This is a genomic window from Candidatus Methanoperedens sp. (genome assembly GCA_027460525.1).
Lineage (GTDB): Archaea > Halobacteriota > Methanosarcinia > Methanosarcinales > Methanoperedenaceae > Methanoperedens.
Map to the genome: position 1 here is coordinate 42,536 of JAPZAS010000006.1, position 18,177 is coordinate 60,712.

Annotated in this window: 24 protein-coding genes; 17 read left to right on the forward strand and 7 right to left on the reverse strand. The window is 46.2% G+C overall.

Annotated elements, in window-relative coordinates:
* Positions 1–3: 3 nt before the first annotated feature.
* The gene (locus O8C68_02145) at positions 4–1,218 is read left to right on the forward strand and encodes an FprA family A-type flavoprotein (GenBank protein ID MCZ7394602.1); all 1,215 of its coding nucleotides are present in this window, start codon (positions 4–6) and stop codon (positions 1,216–1,218) included.
* Between the two features lie 97 nt (positions 1,219–1,315).
* Here O8C68_02145 and O8C68_02150 read toward each other — a convergent pair whose 3' ends face one another.
* Complete coding sequence (locus O8C68_02150; GenBank protein MCZ7394603.1) at positions 1,316–1,462, reverse strand: hypothetical protein; 147 nt, start codon at positions 1,460–1,462, stop codon at positions 1,316–1,318.
* A gap of 242 nt (positions 1,463–1,704) precedes the next feature.
* Here O8C68_02150 and O8C68_02155 point away from each other — a divergent pair, with 242 nt between their 5' ends.
* From O8C68_02155 to O8C68_02170, 4 genes are read left to right on the forward strand one after another with little or no spacing between them, the layout of a single operon-like run.
* On the forward strand, positions 1,705–3,345 hold the full coding sequence (locus O8C68_02155) for a hypothetical protein (GenBank protein MCZ7394604.1): 1,641 nt from the start codon (positions 1,705–1,707) through the stop codon (positions 3,343–3,345).
* A 14-nt stretch (positions 3,346–3,359) separates the two neighbouring features.
* Positions 3,360–3,647, forward strand: a complete 288-nt coding sequence (locus tag O8C68_02160) for a hypothetical protein (GenBank protein ID MCZ7394605.1) — start codon at positions 3,360–3,362, stop codon at positions 3,645–3,647.
* 34 nt (positions 3,648–3,681) lie between these two features.
* Positions 3,682–4,617 carry a TRC40/GET3/ArsA family transport-energizing ATPase gene (locus O8C68_02165; protein ID MCZ7394606.1) on the forward strand — a complete coding sequence of 312 codons (936 nt, stop codon included), beginning with the start codon at positions 3,682–3,684 and terminating at the stop codon, positions 4,615–4,617.
* A 5-nt stretch (positions 4,618–4,622) separates the two neighbouring features.
* Entirely contained in the window at positions 4,623–5,564 is a 942-nt protein-coding gene (locus O8C68_02170) for an ArsA family ATPase (protein MCZ7394607.1), read from the forward strand.
* 149 nt (positions 5,565–5,713) lie between these two features.
* Here the strand turns inward: O8C68_02170 and O8C68_02175 are convergent, their stop codons facing one another.
* Positions 5,714–6,052 (reverse strand): hypothetical protein, encoded by a 339-nt coding sequence (locus O8C68_02175; protein MCZ7394608.1) that lies wholly within the window; start codon positions 6,050–6,052, stop codon positions 5,714–5,716.
* A 63-nt stretch (positions 6,053–6,115) separates the two neighbouring features.
* Between O8C68_02175 and O8C68_02180 the strand changes: the two genes are divergently transcribed.
* Positions 6,116–6,376: a hypothetical protein gene (locus tag O8C68_02180; protein ID MCZ7394609.1), complete on the forward strand. Its 261-nt coding sequence runs from the start codon at positions 6,116–6,118 to the stop codon at positions 6,374–6,376.
* A gap of 13 nt (positions 6,377–6,389) precedes the next feature.
* The gene (locus O8C68_02185; GenBank protein ID MCZ7394610.1) at positions 6,390–6,968 is read left to right on the forward strand and encodes a methyltransferase domain-containing protein; all 579 of its coding nucleotides are present in this window, start codon (positions 6,390–6,392) and stop codon (positions 6,966–6,968) included.
* A 168-nt stretch (positions 6,969–7,136) separates the two neighbouring features.
* Here the strand turns inward: O8C68_02185 and O8C68_02190 are convergent, their stop codons facing one another.
* The gene (locus tag O8C68_02190) at positions 7,137–7,661 is read right to left on the reverse strand and encodes a hypothetical protein (protein MCZ7394611.1); all 525 of its coding nucleotides are present in this window, start codon (positions 7,659–7,661) and stop codon (positions 7,137–7,139) included.
* Positions 7,662–7,725: 64 nt separating this feature from the next.
* Here O8C68_02190 and O8C68_02195 point away from each other — a divergent pair, with 64 nt between their 5' ends.
* From O8C68_02195 to O8C68_02205, 3 genes are all read left to right on the forward strand, one after another.
* Complete coding sequence (locus O8C68_02195) at positions 7,726–8,328, forward strand: hypothetical protein (GenBank protein MCZ7394612.1); 603 nt, start codon at positions 7,726–7,728, stop codon at positions 8,326–8,328.
* On the forward strand, positions 8,309–8,887 hold the full coding sequence (locus tag O8C68_02200; GenBank protein ID MCZ7394613.1) for a flavodoxin family protein: 579 nt from the start codon (positions 8,309–8,311) through the stop codon (positions 8,885–8,887). Before O8C68_02195 ends, O8C68_02200 begins: the two co-directional genes overlap by 20 nt.
* 130 nt (positions 8,888–9,017) lie before the next feature.
* Positions 9,018–9,164: a hypothetical protein gene (locus O8C68_02205; GenBank protein ID MCZ7394614.1), complete on the forward strand. Its 147-nt coding sequence runs from the start codon at positions 9,018–9,020 to the stop codon at positions 9,162–9,164.
* Between the two features lie 98 nt (positions 9,165–9,262).
* Here the strand turns inward: O8C68_02205 and pyrF are convergent, their stop codons facing one another.
* Positions 9,263–9,922: an orotidine-5'-phosphate decarboxylase gene (pyrF, locus tag O8C68_02210; GenBank protein MCZ7394615.1), complete on the reverse strand. Its 660-nt coding sequence runs from the start codon at positions 9,920–9,922 to the stop codon at positions 9,263–9,265.
* A gap of 87 nt (positions 9,923–10,009) precedes the next feature.
* On the opposite strand from pyrF, the gene nadA reads away from it, so the two are divergent.
* Positions 10,010–10,918 carry a quinolinate synthase NadA gene (gene nadA, locus O8C68_02215; protein MCZ7394616.1) on the forward strand — a complete coding sequence of 303 codons (909 nt, stop codon included), beginning with the start codon at positions 10,010–10,012 and terminating at the stop codon, positions 10,916–10,918.
* 2 nt (positions 10,919–10,920) lie between these two features.
* On the opposite strand, the gene hisB is transcribed toward nadA, so the two are convergent.
* Positions 10,921–11,493 (reverse strand): imidazoleglycerol-phosphate dehydratase HisB, encoded by a 573-nt coding sequence (gene hisB / locus O8C68_02220; GenBank protein ID MCZ7394617.1) that lies wholly within the window; start codon positions 11,491–11,493, stop codon positions 10,921–10,923.
* 85 nt (positions 11,494–11,578) lie between these two features.
* Here hisB and O8C68_02225 point away from each other — a divergent pair, with 85 nt between their 5' ends.
* From O8C68_02225 to hisF, 6 genes are all read left to right on the forward strand, one after another.
* A complete protein-coding gene (locus O8C68_02225; protein ID MCZ7394618.1) occupies positions 11,579–12,274 on the forward strand; it encodes an RNA ligase partner protein in 696 nt (231 codons plus the stop codon).
* A gap of 1 nt (position 12,275) precedes the next feature.
* Positions 12,276–12,617 carry a hypothetical protein gene (locus O8C68_02230; protein ID MCZ7394619.1) on the forward strand — a complete coding sequence of 114 codons (342 nt, stop codon included), beginning with the start codon at positions 12,276–12,278 and terminating at the stop codon, positions 12,615–12,617.
* Positions 12,618–12,891: 274 nt separating this feature from the next.
* The gene (locus tag O8C68_02235) at positions 12,892–13,479 is read left to right on the forward strand and encodes a DUF2589 domain-containing protein (GenBank protein ID MCZ7394620.1); all 588 of its coding nucleotides are present in this window, start codon (positions 12,892–12,894) and stop codon (positions 13,477–13,479) included.
* Between the two features lie 72 nt (positions 13,480–13,551).
* Positions 13,552–14,229 carry a hypothetical protein gene (locus O8C68_02240; protein MCZ7394621.1) on the forward strand — a complete coding sequence of 226 codons (678 nt, stop codon included), beginning with the start codon at positions 13,552–13,554 and terminating at the stop codon, positions 14,227–14,229.
* Between the two features lie 57 nt (positions 14,230–14,286).
* The gene (locus tag O8C68_02245; protein MCZ7394622.1) at positions 14,287–14,823 is read left to right on the forward strand and encodes a hypothetical protein; all 537 of its coding nucleotides are present in this window, start codon (positions 14,287–14,289) and stop codon (positions 14,821–14,823) included.
* Positions 14,824–15,001: 178 nt separating this feature from the next.
* Positions 15,002–15,823 carry an imidazole glycerol phosphate synthase subunit HisF gene (gene hisF, locus O8C68_02250; GenBank protein MCZ7394623.1) on the forward strand — a complete coding sequence of 274 codons (822 nt, stop codon included), beginning with the start codon at positions 15,002–15,004 and terminating at the stop codon, positions 15,821–15,823.
* A 2-nt stretch (positions 15,824–15,825) separates the two neighbouring features.
* Here hisF and O8C68_02255 read toward each other — a convergent pair whose 3' ends face one another.
* A complete protein-coding gene (locus O8C68_02255) occupies positions 15,826–16,809 on the reverse strand; it encodes a hemolysin family protein (protein MCZ7394624.1) in 984 nt (327 codons plus the stop codon).
* 97 nt (positions 16,810–16,906) lie between these two features.
* Complete coding sequence (gene hisS, locus O8C68_02260) at positions 16,907–18,142, reverse strand: histidine--tRNA ligase (GenBank protein MCZ7394625.1); 1,236 nt, start codon at positions 18,140–18,142, stop codon at positions 16,907–16,909.
* Positions 18,143–18,177 lie beyond the last annotated feature (35 nt).

Below are 18,177 nucleotides of genomic sequence, written 5' to 3' on the forward strand. Positions count from 1 at the left end.
GGAATGAATATGGCTAAAATTGAATTAACAGATGGAGTTTACTGGGTCGGCGTCGTGGACTGGAACCTGCGTGATTTCCACGGGTACACCACGCCCCGCGGAGGAACGTACAACGCTTACCTCATCGTGGATGAGAAAGTTGCGCTTGTGGATACCGTAAAACATGGTTTTGCAGGCGAGATGATCGAACGTATAAAAGAGATTATAGATCCCTCGAAGATTGATTACATCGTCTCAAACCATGTTGAAATGGACCACTCGGGTTCCCTGCCCGAAATAATGAAAATAGCAACGAATGCCCAGGTTATTGCTACTGAAAAAGGAAAGGAAGGGTTGGTTCGGCATTACAGGGCAAACTGGAATTTCAGGACTGTCAAGACAGGCGATGAACTTACGCTTGGCAAAAAGACGCTTACCTTTATCACTGCGCCGATGCTTCACTGGCCTGACAGCATGTTCACCTACATGAAAGAGGATAAAATCCTCCTGTCCAACGATGGGTTCGGGCAGCATCTTGCCTCATCGTTTCGGTTTGATGAAGATTTATGCAGCCTCCTTGGATATGAATGCGATACGGTGATGGATGAGGCTGCCAAGTATTATGCCAACATCCTGATGCCATTCGCAGGTATTATCCTTAAAAAAATAGAGGAGATCCAGAAACTGGGCATAGAGATTAAGATGATAGCGCCGTCGCACGGCATGATATGGACAAACCCGGGAAAGATAATCGACGCATATCTCAAATGGGCTCAAGGAATCTCAAAGCAAAAAGTCCTTATCATTTATGATACCATGTGGAGCAGCACCGAGATAATGGCCAATGAAATCCTGCGAGGGGTCGCCGATTCAGGAGTGGAGGCTGCACTATTCCATCTGCGCAAGAATGATTGGAGCGAAATAGTTAAAGAGGTACTTGAAGCCAGGGCAATAATTATAGGTTCGCCCACTTTGAATAACGGCATGTTCCCTACCGTTGGGGGATTCCTGACGTATCTTATGGGCTTGCGGCCCAAGAACAAGCTCTGGGCGACCTTCGGCTCCTACGGTTGGGCAGGCGGGGCTGTTAAGGCTGTAAACGAAAAATTAAAATCATCGGGATACGAACCCGTTGAGTCGCTGGAGGTGATTTTCAGACCTGATGAGCAGGATATGGCGAAGTGCTACGCACTTGGGCAGAAAATTGCTTCGATGGTTAAAACTAACTCGAGTTTTTAGTCCAGCCGAAGCGCTGGACACGCCTTCCGGAAGCATGATTCGAGTTTTTTAGTCCGGCCGAAGTGCCGGACACGCCCTCCCGAGGCGTGACTCGGGATTAACGAAACTGCATAGCCTGCGGCCTTATGAAATAGAGGCGGTAGCGAAGGCATTCCTTGAAATTGTCCCCTTTGAAGTCGCAGGGTTCAAGGTTGGCTGCCGTGCATTCGTTTCCAGAGTGGAAGGTACATTTTTCAGATGGCATTGTTCTGAGAATATAAGATATTAAAGGATATTATTAGTTTCGGTGCCTCAGCTAATCGTAGCTGCTTTTTTTCATTATCCATATCATTGTGAAAACATCTGCGAACCCCCTTTAAACAAGGACTTTTTTTGAGTTATTAAGGCAGCCTCAATCTGCAGCGAATCTGAGGAAACCTTAATAAATACTGATGATGTTTTCATGATGACCCCATGGGATGGGTCGGAAAATGGAGGATTTGAAAAATGTTGGTGAATGCGGCCATGATACTTATTGCGGGTATCATTATTTATTTTCTGGTGTATCATTTACGTGTCAAGAAAATTGACAGAGATGTAATGAAATGCGACCCGGCGCGTGCGACACCGGCAAAGGTCTACATGGACGGCGTGGAGTATTTCCCGACCAATAAGTTCGTGCTCTTCGGCTTCCAGTTCAAGAGCATAGCAGGGCTATCACCCGTGGTGGGAGCTATCACTGCAGCATTGCTGTGGGGCTGGCTTCCAGCGCTAATCTGGATACTTGTGGGGAATATCTTCATCGGCTGGGTGCAGGATTATTTTTCTTGCATGGTCTCGTTGAGGAACGAAGGCAAGAGCTTCGGTCCCCTGTCATACGAACTCATAAGTCCGCGCACAAGAAACATCCTTATGGTCTTCCTCGTTTTTTACCTGATCCTTATAATGGCTGCCTTCGCAAGCCTCGCGGCAGGGATGCTTAAGGCAAGCATTAATTCCATTCTCCCCACAGCAACTGTAATCTTTGCAGGTATATTTGTAGGCTTACTCATCCATAAATTAAGGATTAACCCCTTTGCTGGGACTGCGGCTGGCATCGTGTTGATCGTGGGCGGTATCTTTGCGGGCGCCGCGCTTCCTGTCAGCATCGGCGATGTCAATATCTGGCTCATTGCCATCCTTGCGATCTGTTTTATAGCTGCTCTCACGCCTATATGGAGCTTCACCCAGCCCACCATATACATGTTCTTCTATGTGGTGTTCTTCGGGCTTATAGCGCTTGTCGCTTCCCTGATTATCGGCCATCCTGATTATGTCATGCCGGATTACACGGATTTCTTTGCAGGATTTACGGGTTCAGCCGCAATGCCTCTCTGGCCCCTCCTTTTCGTCACCATAGCCTGTGGGTCTGTCTCGGGGTGGCACAGCCTGGTGAGCAGTTCTGCTACATCAAAGCAGATAGAGAACGAACGCGACGTCGCACCTGTGACAGCCGGTTCCATGCTTGCCGAAGGGGCACTTGCATTACTTGCGCTCTCCATCGTGGCCGTGCTCCCTGTAGCGGATACAAAGGGGCTTGCAGCTGCGTCAATATTCACAAAAGGGGCCGGGTCTCTTCTCGGGGGAAGTAATACGGCGCTGGCATACGTTGGGCTCATATTTATCGCCCTGGCGCTTGCCGTCATGATGCTTGTGGTGCGCCTCGGGAGGCTCACGATACATGAAATAGGTGGGGAAAAAGTGTCTCTGCTTGGTAACAAGTATATTGCCTCAATACTCTTCCTGGCGGTGACTTTTGTACTGGCTAGCCCAACCTTCGGAGGCACATGGTTTTATATCTGGGTTTTGTTCGGCGGGTCAAACCAGCTCATGGCAGGGCTTTCACTGATGCTTATTACGCTATGGCTTCTCGATACTAAAAAGGGCTGGATGATCTCAGGAGTCCCTGGAGCGTTCATGATTGTCACGACGATCGCGGCCCTGGGTTATGCGAGCTATCAGTCTCTTACAAAGGGATTTGCCTCAACTCCGATTGCAGCGGGGAACATAGTGGCAGGTATCATAGGAGTAATTCTGATAATCGCAGCACTTATCATGTGTATTGATATATACGGGGCTTTCAAGAGAAGAAAAAAGGTTCCCCAGTAAAATGAGGTGTAACAATGGATACGCAGAAAGATGAGAAAAAAAGATTTGCCTCCATAAAGAGCGCCATCAAGGACTTCGTATACGGGATGGCTGCCCACGACATGGTAACGTATTCGCTTCGCACGCGGATGCATATGGAAAATCTTTTCATGCTGATAGTGATGGGTGACATGCTGGGGATACCTGTGCTTCCCCCATATTACTCGCTGCGCCTGCTTCCTCACGTTGTGCCGCATGTGAAGACCTGGAAGAGGACGCTCTTGCGCGACCGGGACGTGACGGACAGGATGTTCGGAGGCTGAAGATATTCTAAAAGAAATTGTAGAGCGTCCTGGTATGAAATACCTGCTCTTCGCTGGTAAGGGCGGTCTCGGGAAGACCACTCTTTCAGCAATTACCGCACGATATCTCGCATCGAAAGGTAAGAAAGTCATAGTTTTTTCTACAGACCCGCAGGCATCTCTCACCGATGTATTCGAGCATGACCTTTTCGGGAAAGGTGAGGTGCAGCTTGCCCCGAACCTCTTTGCTCTTGAGATAGATGCGGACAGGGTGGTCTCGGAATACCAGGCAAGTGTCAGGAAAAAGATATTGGACATGTACGGTGAGGTCCCTGAGGAGATCGAAGACTATATTAAGAGCGCCTCAGCGCAGCCTGCCATGTCCGAAAGTGCCACCTTTGACAGTATGATTGAACTAATTATGGCAGGGAACTATGATTACTACATCTTCGACATGATGCCTCACGGGCATGCTATACGCTTCCTTTCCATGGCATCCCTTCTTGATGTCTGGATAAACAAAGTTGTGGACATAAGAAAGGATTCACAGGACGTGGATGAAAGGGTTAAGAGGATATCCGGCAAGAAGCAGGTATCTGAGGAAATGGGAATACTTGAGGAACTCCAGGATATCAAGAACAGACTTGGCTTTATGGCAAAGATCATAGGCGGGCGTGATACAACTGCCCTCTTTTATGTGGTTATCCCTGAACAGATGGCTATCCTTGATACCGAGATAGCGATCAAGGAATTCAGGAAATTCGGGATCGAACTTTCCGGGATCATCGTGAACCAGGTGTATCCGCGCGAGCTACTGAATGACCCGAATGTGCCCGATTTCCTGAAGAGCAGGGTCAAAATGCAGCAGGGAAATATGGAGACAATACACAAGAAATTTGGCGGCAGGATAGTGGCGGAGGTCCCGATGATGGACCGCGAGCCCAAAGGACTTTTGACGCTAGAAAAGACTGCGGGTATAGTGTATGGGTGAAAAAGATGAATAAACTCACTGAAGGAAAAGCCAAATACGTTTTTTTCGGGGGTAAAGGCGGAGTGGGTAAAACAGTAATGGCTTCGGCAACAGCCATCTACCTTGCATCGTGGGGCAAAAAAACACTCCTTTGCAGCACGAATCCGGTGCATAGCCTCTCAAGCTGCTTCGGACAGCAATTTATTGGGGGCGGTGAGGCGCCAGTCGAGGGATGCAGTAACCTCTTTGCACTTGAGATCGAAACAGGTGCGACAGTTGAGAAGTATCGCGAGAACACCCGCAGCAAGATTCTCGATTTCCTGAAATATGCAGACATACCGATAGATCCGACGCCTTTTATTGATGCTGCCATAACGAATCCTGCCTTTGAGGAATCCGCCATGTTCGACAACGTTGTGGACATCATACTCCAGAACAGGTATGATTACTATGTCTTTGACACTGCACCGGTTGCACATACCTATCGCCTTCTTGGAATGAGCAGGATGTACGACATATGGCTTGGGAAAATGATAAAGAGCAGGGAGGAGGCGTTATGTCTCAAAAAATCCCTTTCTTTCAAAAAGGAAAAAAAAGAGGTTTGTGATCCAATGGTCGAAGGCCTTCTGGAATCCAGACGTAAAACAGAGGAGATAAGGAAGATCATAACGGATCCGGCCCTCACCGCTTTCTATTTTGTCACGCTTCCGCTGGCGCTTCCCATCTCTGTGGTGGAGAGGTTCATTTACTGGGTAAGAGCATTCCAGATTCCCGTCGGCGGGGTGATAGTTAACCAGGTCATGCCGCTCTCGGACTCAAGCTCATCTTTCATCGTGAACAAACAGGCCGAGCAGAAGCATTATCTTGAGCTCATTGATAGAAAGTTCGGGGCTCTTGTTATCGCAAAGATACCGATGTTCGAGGGAGAGATAAGGGGAGTGGATATGCTGAAAAAGGTTCTGAAATGAATCTAATTTGAGTTGATACATATTTATTTAGGGTTCTGTCAGGTTATCGGTTGGTTGAGGGGGTGTAAAGTTTAAGGACATAATAGCTCAGCTTGAAAAATAGCATAAAGAATATGTTTATACGGCGCAGTCAAAGATTCCGGGGTTAATTACTTGGGCAAGCAACTTCCCGGGAAACTCCGGCACGCATGAAGTTCGTAGACAAATATTTCTGCTTTTACTCCCGGATCTTCATCCATTATCCTTTTTGTTTCTTCGACACTGGTGTTGAATATACCAACGCCTCTTACATCGCTTCCGTCAATGACAGGGCAGACAATCGACAGCAATCCATCTGCACGGAGCGCGAAGTTCCGCCGGCCATGTTCCCATATGATCTTTTCTGCGCCAAGTTCCTTGCTTTTCGGTCCGGCTCTCAAAATAACGAGACAGTAATTTTTTGTCGTGGGGAGCATCCGCCTCATGAAATCGTCAGTGATCGTTTGCATGTCGTAAACCTCTAAAGAAGTATTTCAATATTGAAGCTATGGACTTTCTTTTCTTTATATGTAATGCTACTTACTATCAGTGCTGCGCGATCAAGAGGTGAAGTAGACTTATTTCATGGAGATACCCAGCAGCTCGCTGCAGGGAGTGTCACGACCGCAGCGTGCGACCCAACACCGCTTTGCCCGCTAACGTGGAGAGGTAAAGAATTCCATTTTAGGCAAATTCTTCACACTGCATATCTTTCCGTGGCTACAAAAGAGCATGTCCGTGCTTTCCACACCGATAACATCCTCGGAAAGTTTCTTATTGATCTACGCATATGATATTGAGGAAATCATGAATTTTTTTGATTCCGCATACGAGGGTATTCCACCATGGGATATCGGGCGCCCACAGAAGGAGTTCATCAGGCTTGCGGAAAATGGAGAAATAAGCGGAAGAGTGCTTGATGTGGGATGTGGAACAGGGGAAAACTCATTATATCTTGCCAGTAAGGGTCTTGAAGTGTGGGGCATCGATGCAGCACAGTCTGCCATCAAAAAAGCAAAAGACAAGGCAAAAGAACGTGGAATAACTGTAAACTTTCTCGTTTCAGACGCTCTCAAACTTCAATTGCTTCAGACTAAGTTCGATACCATAATCGACTGCGGCCTGTTTCACGTGTTCTCGGATGAGGAGCGTCCGATTTATGCTGCAAGTTTATCTTCGGCGCTCCATCCTGGTGGCAAGTATTTCATGCTCTGTTTCAGCGAGCATGAGCCGGGATCATACGGGCCAAGGAGAGTAACGCAGGCAGAGATACGGGCCACGTTCCGCGAAGGTTGGAAGATCAATTACATCAGGGAAGCGGAACTTGAAACAACGCTTGGGGCTGAGGGTGTGAAAGCCTGGCTGTCCTCCATTGCTCGTTTGTAGATCAACGCCTGATTACATGCGTACTCTATAAGGCCTAGACCGTCACAAGAAAAAGAAAGGTAAGCGAAGACCCTGTAAATGAAAAGCAGCCAGATTACTTCTTATGCTTCTTCCTCAAGGTCAGCCTCTTCTATGATTTTACTGGTCATTAGAAAGGTGTTTAATCAACTAAAGCTTCATAAATGAACTGTTTAGAAGTATGCATCCACTATCATATTCAGGAAAAATAATCTGTCTGATATTCTCAGCATTATTTCTCAAAAATCCCAACACATCTTTCAGATAGGGTTCTGTTCCCGGAACAATAACTGCACTGTTTTTGCCCCAGCTATTTATGCAATTGTCAATAGTCTCTCTACCGCCCTTTATCAGATCTTTATTCTCGTAAATATTATCGACAGCAAGATGCAGATAGTAGCACCTGATATATTCTTTTCTCGTTGCCAGTAACCATTTCAAGTCCTCTTTTTGTACCCATTCTTTTTTTCCCCTCTCGTTTAACTTTTCACTTCCCATCAAAGTCCTGATTGATACATTCAAGTGCCCGCACACGAATATCTTTCTTTCAGTATTGTGATCTTCAAATTCCTTTGGAGGATTCATATCATTCATGAATCGATTGATCTCTTCGGATATGACGGATGGTATTCCTGCCATTTCTGCTATTTTATCGTGTTCTGTATATCCTGCCATTTTTTCTTCACTTTCACTTTCCTCTTACCTCAATCTTATAATATAAAACTCCATGAGATATCTGATGCACTTCTCCAGCTTCGGAACTACCATTAATTCCAATATAATTGTCAATGCTATTACCCGCCACGGGATCCCTGTATTCCAAACGTCCGAGATCCATCTAAAACCTTTCCTCTGTCGGGAAAGCGTCTGCAATCTTGCCGACATTATTGCAGTTTATAAACAATTTGAGAGGTTCTATATTGTGGGAATCGAGATCAAGGAATGGGATAAGCGTGTATATCCGAAGATGGCGATGGAATATCTGGAGACATACAGGGGTACATGCGAATATTTCTATCTGGCAGCCAATAAATTCTCAAAGAGCACACTGGAATTGAAGGATATAGGATTGTTCGATCTTGGCAGGATGAAAGTTATTAAAAATCCAGGATATTTATATCCAGATGTGGAATTCAGAGCGAATTTGATGAAGAGAATAAAAATAACTTCAAGGTGCTGCCAAATGCCATGGATGATCCATTCCAGAGGACGATTCTGGAGTTTTAGATCGCATTATTATACTGAAGGAACTGGTGTAAAATCAATGCTCATAATTGGTATTTTATTCCATGAAGTGGTATTTGGATATAGAGGCGATCAGCATGAAGGTAGTAGCATTTAACGGAAGCGCCCGAAAACAGGGCAACACTGCAATTCTCATAAACCATGTGTTCAGCGAACTGGAGAAAGTTGGGATAGAAACAGAATTAGTGGAGCTTGCAGGCAGGAAAATCCAGGGATGTACTGCCTGCTATAAATGTTTTGAAACAAAAGACAGGAAATGCGCAGTCAAAAATGATATAGTGAATGATTGTATTGAAAAGATGGTGGAAGCTGATGGAATTATTCTCGGTTCACCAACATATTTCGCCGATATAACCTCAGAAATGAAGGCTCTGATAGAACGTGCGGGATTTACCGCAATGGCCAATGGTTCCATGTTCAAGCGAAAAGTAGGCGCCGCTGTGGTTGCGGTGCGAAGGGGAGGCGCAATACATGTTTTTGACTCGATCAATCATTTCTTCCTTATCAATCAGATAGTCGTTCCAGGTTCAAGTTACTGGAACATGGGCATGGGAAGAGAAATTGGGGATGTTGATAAAGACGAAGAAGGAATCCGGAATATGAAGAATCTCGGAGAGAATATGGCATGGCTGCTTAAGAAAATAAGAAGTGATTGATTTGATTTTGTCTTAAGACCTGACACCTATCTCTCCCCGTATACTGGCTGAATTCCCACTGCCGCTTTTTGAAACCCCCGGTTTAGGTAACCGAAAAGAATAATAGAACCCTCTCTGTATATCGAGATTGATGCCATCTGAAAAATGCACCTTCTGTTCGGGAGACAAATGCACAGCAGCAAACCTTGAGCCATGCGACTTCAAGGGTGATAATTTCAAAGAGTGCCTGCGCTACCGTCTCTATTTCATAAGACCGCAGGCTATGCAGTTCCGTTAATTATCGAAGCTGAAAAAATAGCTTTCAGAAACGTATCTATATACAGATTCGTGCCATCAGTACTCATAGGGTTCATCATATGTCAGCGAATTTTATCATCATCGGCACTTTTCAATCTCTTTTGCTATTTTTTCGGCTTCCGTTCCGGGAGTCTTTGAGCCATAAATTGTTCGCCCAGCTATAACATAATCTGCACCAGCCTTTATGGCATCTGCTGCACTTCCTCCCTGCGCGCCCACGCCTGGCGAGATTATCGTCAGACTCCCGACAATACTTCGTATCTGCTTTATTCTTTCAGGGCGCGTTGCAGGAGCCACCACGCCCTGTGCTTTGCAATCAACTGCAAGAGCCGCAATCTCAAGGGCTTTTGGCGCCATGAACTCTACTGCCCCCGGATGGCTCATTTCCGTAACAACATATATCTCCCCTTTGTATTCCTGCGCCGTTTTCACGCACTCAAGAAGGCTGTCCCTTCCTGTAAAACCATGCACTATAACCGCACTTGCGCCTGCCTCAAACGCCTGTCTGCATATAATCTGCGCTGTGTTTGGGATGTCAGCCACCTTAAAATCCGCAATTACAGGCGCAAATTCGCAAATCCTGTCAATTATCCCAAGTCCTGCCCCAAGAACAAGCGGGTAGCCTATCTTGATGGCATCCACATGCTTTGCTGCGGCTTTGGATATAGAGACGGCTTTATTTTCATCTGTAACATCAAGGGCAAGGATAAGGCGCGTTTTCCTGCGTACTGGCTGCATAGCAATCATAACGTTTCTCAATCTCTTTAATATTGCCGTGAAGTTAGAAAACAATTTAAGCAATAGGATAATGTCTGACCCTGAAATATGGATGAAGTCAAAAGAATAGAACAATTAAAAAAAGAAAAAAATGCAATCATCCTTGCGCATAACTACCAGCGCGGGGATGTGCAGGATATCGCTGACTTTGTAGGGGATTCCTTCGGCTTGAGCCAGAAAGCCGCTTCTCACGCGGCTTCCGTTATTGTCTTTTGCGGTGTGGATTTCATGGCAGAGAGTGCTGCAATCCTCTGCCCGAAAAAAACCGTGCTCATGCCAGAGCTCAGCGCCCAGTGCCCGATGGCTGCCATGATAACCGCCGAGTTATTAAGACAGGAGAAGGAAAAATATCCAGAAGCTGCTGTCGTTTGTTACGTGAATACCCCCGCATCGGTTAAAGCCGAAAGCGATATATGCTGCACTTCTGCGAACGCCGTTAAAGTGGTGGACTCATTGGCTGAAGATGAGATAATCTTCGTCCCTGATAAAAATCTTGCCCTGTATGTTGCAGCCCATACAAAAAAGAAAATCATTCCCTGGAACGGGTACTGTCCCACCCACCACCTTATACTGCCAGGCGATATACTGCTTGAAAAAGAGGAGCATCCCGATGCCGAGGTGCTGGTTCATCCCGAGTGTAGACCCGATGTCATAACCCTTGCTGATAAGGTGCTGAGCACTGAGGGCATGTTAAAATATGCCGGGCTTTCCGCATCGCGGGAGTTCATCATAGGCACTGAGGTCGGACTTTTACACCGCCTGGGCAAAGAAAATCCCGATAAGACCTTCATTCCCGCAACACGATATGCCGTCTGTCCGAATATGAAAATGAACACACTGCAGAGCATTATCCGCTCCCTTGAAAGAAACGAGCATGTGATAAAAGTCCCTGAGGACATAAGGATTAAAGCAAAACTTGCACTTGACAGGATGCTGGAAGTGGGAAGGGGCGACTGAAACTACAATACGCCTTTTGTGCTCGGAACACCTACCCCGCTTAACCTGGTTGCTCTTTTTAATGCAATCCCGAATGCCTTGAAGAGCGCTTCATTTTTATGATGGTCGTTCTCCCCCTTAACATCCATATGCGCGTTAATTCCCGCATTGCTTGTTAGTGATTCAAAAAAATGCCGGGTATTCTGAGGATTGAAGCCCCCTATTTTCCCGCCAAACGATGCCTCGAAGGCAAGAAAACTCCGCCCGCTCAGGTCTATTGCAACTGTGGCAAGCGCTTCATCCATGGGCACGCTTGCTTCACCAAAGCGCTCAATCCCTTTTTTGTCCCCCAGTGCCTTCTCTAGCGCACTGCCAAGTGCTATGCCAACGTCTTCTATGGTATGGTGGTCATCCACGCTGAGATCCCCTCGCGCCTTTACAGCGAGGTCAAAGGAGCCGTGCTTTGCAAAAGAGTTGAGCATATGGTCAAAGAATGCTATGCCTGTGTTGATATCGGTATTTCCCGAACCTTCCAGGGATAATTTCACTTCTATCTCGGTCTCGTTTGTTTTCCGGGTTACTTTCGATGAGCGCATGGTGGGTTTTATTATTTGGTTAGAATATAAAGGTATTGCAATTAACAGAAAGTTTCTTAACTCGATAAAGATATTATTTGTTCATATGATTCGCCAGAGATTCGTTCTTGATACCAGCGCCCTGACAGATACGCAGACAAGGGAACTTGAAGGCGGTACTCTTTGTATCGCAATGGGAGGCATCCTTGATATCATAGCCGAGGTGCGCCTGCATCTCGGGATTAGCTGCTACATCCCGTATCCTTCCGTGTATAATGAGCTGAGGGAATTTGCAAAGAACAACGGCTGCGATGAGGAGACGCTGGCAAAAATAGATACGTGGCTTGTCAAAAAAACCCCGGACAGGTATGAAGTGAAAATCCCCTCCAAGATTTTCTATGATTACGTGGATTTCATGCGCGGCAGGATCAACAAAGGGATGAACGTGGCAGAGGATGCAATATGGGAGTCAGCTACAGAGTGCCTCTTCCGCACCACCAAAGCGCGCTCAAAGCACGAGATCGAGCCTGAGATCGAGCGAAATGTGATAGGCGGGATCATCAACAACTTCCGGGATAAATACAGGAACGCCCTGCGATACGGAATCCTTGACAGCGCCCCGGATATTGATGTGTTACTGCTTGCAAAAGAGCTTGATGCTGCAGTCGTGGCAAGCGATATCGGTATCCAGAAATGGGCAGAGCAGCTCGGTCTTCGTTTCGTGGAGGCGAAATCTTTTCCTGCGATGATGAAAGAATACCTAAAACGCATAAAACCTGAAAAAATAGCAAGCACGGTATAGCATGAACATCTATCTCTATATCGCACTTTTCGGTTTTGCAGCAATTATTTTCCTGACGCTTCGCGATATTCGCATCTTCCATCGCACTAAAATTGAATCATACAGGAAAGGCGCGATGCGCGGCATGGTTGCGGGGGTGCTTGCTTGGGTGGGCATGCTTGTTACTGCGGCAAATCCTGAAAATCCATTGATCGGGCTTACCATAGTGCTTGTTGCTGTTTATATCAATGGAAAAGGCAAACGTGAGGATGTGTTCGGGGATGCGCCTTTGATTAAGAGGGTGCTTGGGGAGACTAAAGTTAAAAATAAGTATGCGTTTTTTGCTGATCATGGTAAGATCTAAACCTCTATCATTTTCCTGAACTGAGCCGCTGGGTCTTTTTTCTCTCTGATTTTTTCTGCAATCATGTCCTTTTTCTCAGTGAAATGATATGGACGTATAATTTGTGAAAAAATAGTTTTCTTAGAGATTAAAACAACGGATTCATTATGTTATAGTGAAGTCCGGAGCAATATAACAATAAATTTTAAATACTATCTCATCATGTAAAGATATGGGTGAGGTGCGAGTAGTTACTAGGACGAAATACATCGAACCAACTTAAAGGGAGGATATTATGGCTGGTACAGAAGGACAGGAATTATCAAATATAAATTTTGAATCAATGATTGGCGGCCCGTTGAACGCCGTCATCAAAGCTCAAGCACAATCTGCACAAACATCGGTCGATTTCATCAAGAGTGTTGGATTCAATGCGACGGATCCCGATAAAGGTAAGCCAACGATGGTTACATTTGAATACGACAAAATTATTGACACGAAAGATCCCGCTACTGGGGTTATTACCTCCACGCCGACACCGATGAAACTGACTGTGCCGATTCTCACGATGCTTCCTATTCCCTTCATAAGGGTCGAAGAAGTAACGATTGACTTTAACGCGAAGATTAATTCTGTTGTGGAGTCGACAACGGCATCATCATCGGAATTAAACGCATCTCTGGCGGTAAAAGGTGGATGGGGGCCCGTGTCAGCAGAGTTGAAATGCAGTTACAGCAATAAGAAATCTTCATCTGCAACAGATAAAACGGAACGGACTTACAGCATGACCATTCATGTTCGTGCAGTGCAGGATGAGCTTCCAGCTGGGATGGAAAAGCTCTTGGGTATTCTCGAGAATAACATCAAGGAAGTACCCGCGTAATATAAAATTATAAGCATGCAGGTAAAGGGCGTCGGAAGTTTCCCTTTACCTGCATTCGTCAGAGGAGGCAATATGGCAGATTTGGGCGACCTTTTGGGATCAATGATGTCTGGATTAATTCGTGCACGTCGCATGGCTGATGAGCAAACTGCAGCGCTGGCAGAATACTACAAAAGCAACCCGCTTCTCGAAGGTTTGTCGGTTCCTCGCATCCGTATTCCTGAGTTGACAATTGAAATGCCCATGCTTATCGAGAATCAAGTGGAAGGACAAAGCGGGGAGATGGAAGATCCGGCAAAGATTGCAGATGCAGCAGAAGCACAACTGAAAACGACCTTGTCTAAGAACAATATCAAGATTAACCCAGCTTTCTATGAAGCGTTTTTAAATGAGGTAAAAAACCGGCTTGAGTTGGTGAAACAAACAGAAGCCCCTATCATGAAAGAAACCGTTGCGCGTAGTGTTCAAGATGCTTTTGCAGCCACTGTGACCAAAATGAAGACCACCTTGACTGCAACACACAAGGAAGCCATTGCAAGAGATCTTCGCGCCAGGGTATCAATAGTCGGCGTCGCCAAAGAGCCAGTGGCTTCAAGTATTGTGGCCAACATCAAAACGGCTGATGTTAAAGAACAGGCATCAAATACGACGGTTGTGCGCCTGAAAATCACACTGAAAGAAGAAGGTCTTGAATGGGCTACAAAGGCGAGCGAATCTGGAGGCGTAGTACGTACGTTACAGCCAGAATGATTGACGGAGCTACATAGGATGCAATGTATTCTGCGGGAAAAACTCTTGACGCAAGCGATGAAACTCGCAGACGTCAGCAATATTTACCGTACCGAAAGCTCCAGTTTTGTGGATGCGTACCTCGCCTGGCTGGAAGAAGCTGAAAAGGACTTGTCAGGCTTACGATCACCCATCGTTATTCTGCTCCAGGCAGAAAAAAGTTCTGTGGCTTCAGTCTTGGACGGGTACCTGCCCAATCAAATTCAAGCAGGAACCAGCATCAGAAAAAACCAGAAAGCCGTTGCAGCCCAATCGTTGGAAAAAGTTTCAAAAGAGATATATTCCAAAATAGAAAATATTGATCACAACCTTGATCAATTCAGCGAAAAATTATGTCACGCCATTGCAGTCTTGGCGAGCAAGGAACCTGATTTGTATAACAATCTTCAAGTAAATCAGCAAGGGGTAGACACCATATGGAAAATGCTTAGTAGAACACCAGAGACCATACCGATGTATAACTATTTTTGTGCAAAGCTTGCGTCTACAGACATAAATTACCTGCTCATGGATATCATACAGAAAATTGAAAGCAATAAGACTGACGCCCTTTAAAAAAGCACGCATTCGTCGAAGAACATATGTGCTGACAAATAGGGCCAGTGACCATTTAATGGGGGTAATCAAAGACCTTTTTTTCAATTTTATAATATTTACTGTCCATCTTAACAATAACAAATAAGTTATCAGGTACACCAAAACTATTTCATTCCATAACAAGTAGAAAAGGGCAATGCTCACCAAACGAATCATCCCGTGCCTCGATGTCACCCTTGATAAGGAAGGGGGCTGCGTGGTCAAGGGAATCGAGTTTGTAAATTTAAAAGAGGCGGGCGACCCTGTGAAGCTTGCTAAGAGGTACAACGAGCAAGGTGCTGACGAGCTTGTCTTCCTGGATATCACAGCCTCGCATGAGAAGAGAGCCACGATGATCGAGGTGATAGAGAGGACTGCGGACGAGGTCTTTATCCCTCTCACGGTGGGAGGAGGAATAAGCAGTATAAATGCTATCAGGAGCATCCTCCGGGCAGGCGCTGACAAGGTCTCGATCAATACCGCTGCTGTGAAGAATCCTGATTTTGTGAGGGAATCCTCTGGGATATTCGGCTCGCAGTGCATCGTCACCGCAATCGACTGCAGGCGTAATTTTGATATCAATAATAAAAAAGATAAGACTATAATCGAGCTTGAGGACGGGAGGAAAGCCTGGTACGAGGTTGTAATCTACGGGGGAAGGACGCCTACAGGCATAGATGCTGTACTCTGGGCGCAGAAAGTGGAAGAACTGGGCTCCGGCGAGATACTGCTCACCAGCATGGACAGGGACGGTACAAAGGACGGATATGATTTACCTGTTACACGAACGCTCTCAGAGACGCTGGATATTCCCATAATAGCCTCTGGCGGCGCGGGGAATATAGAGCACATGTACGAGGCATTCACACAAGGAAAAGCTGATGCTGCGCTTGCCGCGAGCATCTTCCATTTCGGGGAATACAGCATCGGCGAGGTAAAGGAGTATCTCAGGAACAAAGGGGTGGCGGTAAGGGTTTAAGCCTATTCGATCTGTTTGATTTCACCCACGATATTTTCAAGCAGTAATCCCAGCGTTATAAGACCAAGAGGTTTTCCTTCCTCATCTATTACGAAGCACATGCTTGACTGGCTGCCTTTTATTAAATCTACGAGTTCGAGTAACGATGTGCCGGGATTTGCAAAGAGAGCTGGTCTTGCTATTTCTTTTATTGATTTTTTCCAGTCAGCCAGATTATTAAGAGCGTCTTTTATGTGCACGAATCCCAGTATTTTTCCTTCGTTAATAACAGGGATTCTTGCGAATTTCTTTCTGCGTACAAGTTCTACAGCATCGCCAAGCGTTGCCCCGGCATCAATGCATGTTACTTTTTCAAAAGGAATCATTATGTCCCCTGCTTTTATCCCGGAAAAGTCAAGCGCTGATTTGAGAAGGTGTCTCTCTTCTTTCTGAATTATTCCTTCCTCTTCACCTATTTCAATCATATAGCCCAGGTCCTCACGCATGAAAATGGGTTCTTTTATGGAGGTTTTCACACCGAGCAGCCGCAGTATGACATTCGTTAATCCTGTAAAGAAAATGATGAGCGGTTTTAAAATCCATATAAGAAATTTCATCACTGGCGCAAGTTTGTAGGCTATCCCGGGATTCCTTGCTGCATACGCCTTCGGGGTTATCTCTGCAAAAGCAACAATGAGGAGGGTGGCAACTATAGTTGCTATCGTTATGGCATTCGGACCAAAAAGATGAATTACTACTACTGTTACAAGTACCGAGATGGTGATGTTGACAATGTTGTTGCCTATCAGGATGGCTGCGAGGAAATTCTCGGGAACGTCGAGCATTTCTTTTATAATTGATGCGTTTTTTCGCCCTTTGGAAAGATGGCCTTTGAGACGGATCCTGTTCTGGGAGATTATGGAGGTTTCGGAAAGGCTGAAGAATATCGATGCCAGCATGAGGAGAATTATTGCGATTATTGTGAAGGAAAGCTCGGTCGGGGACAATAAATTCACCTGGTTGAATACAGGTAAATAGTAGATTAATGCTTAAAACTAATCTTGGAACTTTTTTCTTTGCTATCCTTTAAGCGCTTGTTTTGTTTTAAATTTCGTTCAATCTCTCCCCCACTTCCTCCACCGTCACCAGCTCCTGCACCCCTGTCCTCATATCCTTGAGCGCCACCTTCCCTGCATCAAGCTCGTTCTTCCCCACGATAACAACATGGCTTGCGCCAATCGTATTTGCATAGGAAATCTGATCCTTGAACTTGCGCCCCATCACGTCCACGTATGTTGAGACATGCGCCCTCAGCTTTTTTGCAATCACAATAGCCTCTTTACGCGTGTCCTCAAAACAGACAACAACAATGCGCTTTGAAGACTGCGGAGCCGCCTCGCATATCTCCATAACCCTGTCAAAACCGATAGCATATCCCGTCGAAGCTACATCCTCGCCGCCGAACAATTGCGCGAGGCGATAGGAGCCGCCGCCGCACACCTGGTTCTGCGCCCCCAAGCCCTCGCAGTATATCTCAAACACCATGCCCGTATAATAATCAAGCCCCCTTGCTATCCCAAGGTCAACCTGGTATTCCAGCCCGTAAACATCCAGCAGATCAAGAAGCGCCTCGAACTGTGATATCGCCTCGATATCCCCGACTAATTCACGGGCTTCATGCACCGCATTATCCCCGTGAAGCCCTATCAAACGGAACAATTTTCCCCTCATCTCATCGGGCGCATTGATCTCATCCAGGAACTCCTCAAGCCCTTTATCGTCCTTCTTGTCCACGAGCCTCATTATCCTGCTCTGGTGCTCAGCTTGCATATCCTTCAACAGTGCGCGCACAATCCCAAGATGCCCCACATGCAGGTCTCCCTTCACATCCACGCTCGTTAGCATCTCTTCCGCCAGTGCGATAACCTCGGCATCAGCCTCTGCTTTTGCACTCCCTAGAATCTCCACGCCAAACTGGAAAAACTCCCTGAAGCGGCCTTTCTGCGGTCGCTCATACCTGAAGCAGTTGTCAAAATAATAGAACTTAAGCGGTTTCGCCGACCTCTGAAGTTCCTCGACGTACATCCTTACCACGGGCGCTGTGAGCTCGGGTCGAAGCGCAATCTCGCGGTCTCCCTTATCCCTGAAGTTGTATATCTCACCCAGAATGGCTTCTCCTGACTTCAGTGTAAAAAGCTCGATATGCTCAAAAGTAGGAGTCTTTATCTCGCCATAACCCCATCGTTGTGCAACCTCGCGCATCTTATTTTCTACGTACTTTCGCTTTGCCATTTCCTCGGGTAGAAAATCGCGCGTGCCTCGTGGTTTTTGTATTTCCATACTTACTTCCTTTTTACCCGATAACAGCTTTGTCC

What these genes read in the sequence shown, in the direction of transcription:
- O8C68_02145 (MCZ7394602.1), top strand. Translation starts at nt 4, where the DNA reads ATGAATATGGCTAAAATTGAATTAACAGATGGAGTTTACTGGGTCGGC.
- O8C68_02150 (MCZ7394603.1), bottom strand. Translation starts at nt 1,462, where the DNA reads ATGCCATCTGAAAAATGTACCTTCCACTCTGGAAACGAATGCACGGCA.
- O8C68_02155 (MCZ7394604.1), top strand. Translation starts at nt 1,705, where the DNA reads ATGTTGGTGAATGCGGCCATGATACTTATTGCGGGTATCATTATTTAT.
- O8C68_02160 (MCZ7394605.1), top strand. Translation starts at nt 3,360, where the DNA reads ATGGATACGCAGAAAGATGAGAAAAAAAGATTTGCCTCCATAAAGAGC.
- O8C68_02165 (MCZ7394606.1), top strand. Translation starts at nt 3,682, where the DNA reads ATGAAATACCTGCTCTTCGCTGGTAAGGGCGGTCTCGGGAAGACCACT.
- O8C68_02170 (MCZ7394607.1), top strand. Translation starts at nt 4,623, where the DNA reads ATGAATAAACTCACTGAAGGAAAAGCCAAATACGTTTTTTTCGGGGGT.
- O8C68_02175 (MCZ7394608.1), bottom strand. Translation starts at nt 6,052, where the DNA reads ATGCAAACGATCACTGACGATTTCATGAGGCGGATGCTCCCCACGACA.
- O8C68_02180 (MCZ7394609.1), top strand. Translation starts at nt 6,116, where the DNA reads ATGCTACTTACTATCAGTGCTGCGCGATCAAGAGGTGAAGTAGACTTA.
- O8C68_02185 (MCZ7394610.1), top strand. Translation starts at nt 6,390, where the DNA reads ATGAATTTTTTTGATTCCGCATACGAGGGTATTCCACCATGGGATATC.
- O8C68_02190 (MCZ7394611.1), bottom strand. Translation starts at nt 7,661, where the DNA reads ATGGCAGGATATACAGAACACGATAAAATAGCAGAAATGGCAGGAATA.
- O8C68_02195 (MCZ7394612.1), top strand. Translation starts at nt 7,726, where the DNA reads ATGCACTTCTCCAGCTTCGGAACTACCATTAATTCCAATATAATTGTC.
- O8C68_02200 (MCZ7394613.1), top strand. Translation starts at nt 8,309, where the DNA reads ATGAAGGTAGTAGCATTTAACGGAAGCGCCCGAAAACAGGGCAACACT.
- O8C68_02205 (MCZ7394614.1), top strand. Translation starts at nt 9,018, where the DNA reads ATGCCATCTGAAAAATGCACCTTCTGTTCGGGAGACAAATGCACAGCA.
- pyrF (MCZ7394615.1), bottom strand. Translation starts at nt 9,922, where the DNA reads ATGCAGCCAGTACGCAGGAAAACGCGCCTTATCCTTGCCCTTGATGTT.
- nadA (MCZ7394616.1), top strand. Translation starts at nt 10,010, where the DNA reads ATGGATGAAGTCAAAAGAATAGAACAATTAAAAAAAGAAAAAAATGCA.
- hisB (MCZ7394617.1), bottom strand. Translation starts at nt 11,493, where the DNA reads ATGCGCTCATCGAAAGTAACCCGGAAAACAAACGAGACCGAGATAGAA.
- O8C68_02225 (MCZ7394618.1), top strand. Translation starts at nt 11,579, where the DNA reads ATGATTCGCCAGAGATTCGTTCTTGATACCAGCGCCCTGACAGATACG.
- O8C68_02230 (MCZ7394619.1), top strand. Translation starts at nt 12,276, where the DNA reads ATGAACATCTATCTCTATATCGCACTTTTCGGTTTTGCAGCAATTATT.
- O8C68_02235 (MCZ7394620.1), top strand. Translation starts at nt 12,892, where the DNA reads ATGGCTGGTACAGAAGGACAGGAATTATCAAATATAAATTTTGAATCA.
- O8C68_02240 (MCZ7394621.1), top strand. Translation starts at nt 13,552, where the DNA reads ATGGCAGATTTGGGCGACCTTTTGGGATCAATGATGTCTGGATTAATT.
- O8C68_02245 (MCZ7394622.1), top strand. Translation starts at nt 14,287, where the DNA reads ATGAAACTCGCAGACGTCAGCAATATTTACCGTACCGAAAGCTCCAGT.
- hisF (MCZ7394623.1), top strand. Translation starts at nt 15,002, where the DNA reads ATGCTCACCAAACGAATCATCCCGTGCCTCGATGTCACCCTTGATAAG.
- hisS (MCZ7394625.1), bottom strand. Translation starts at nt 18,142, where the DNA reads ATGGAAATACAAAAACCACGAGGCACGCGCGATTTTCTACCCGAGGAA.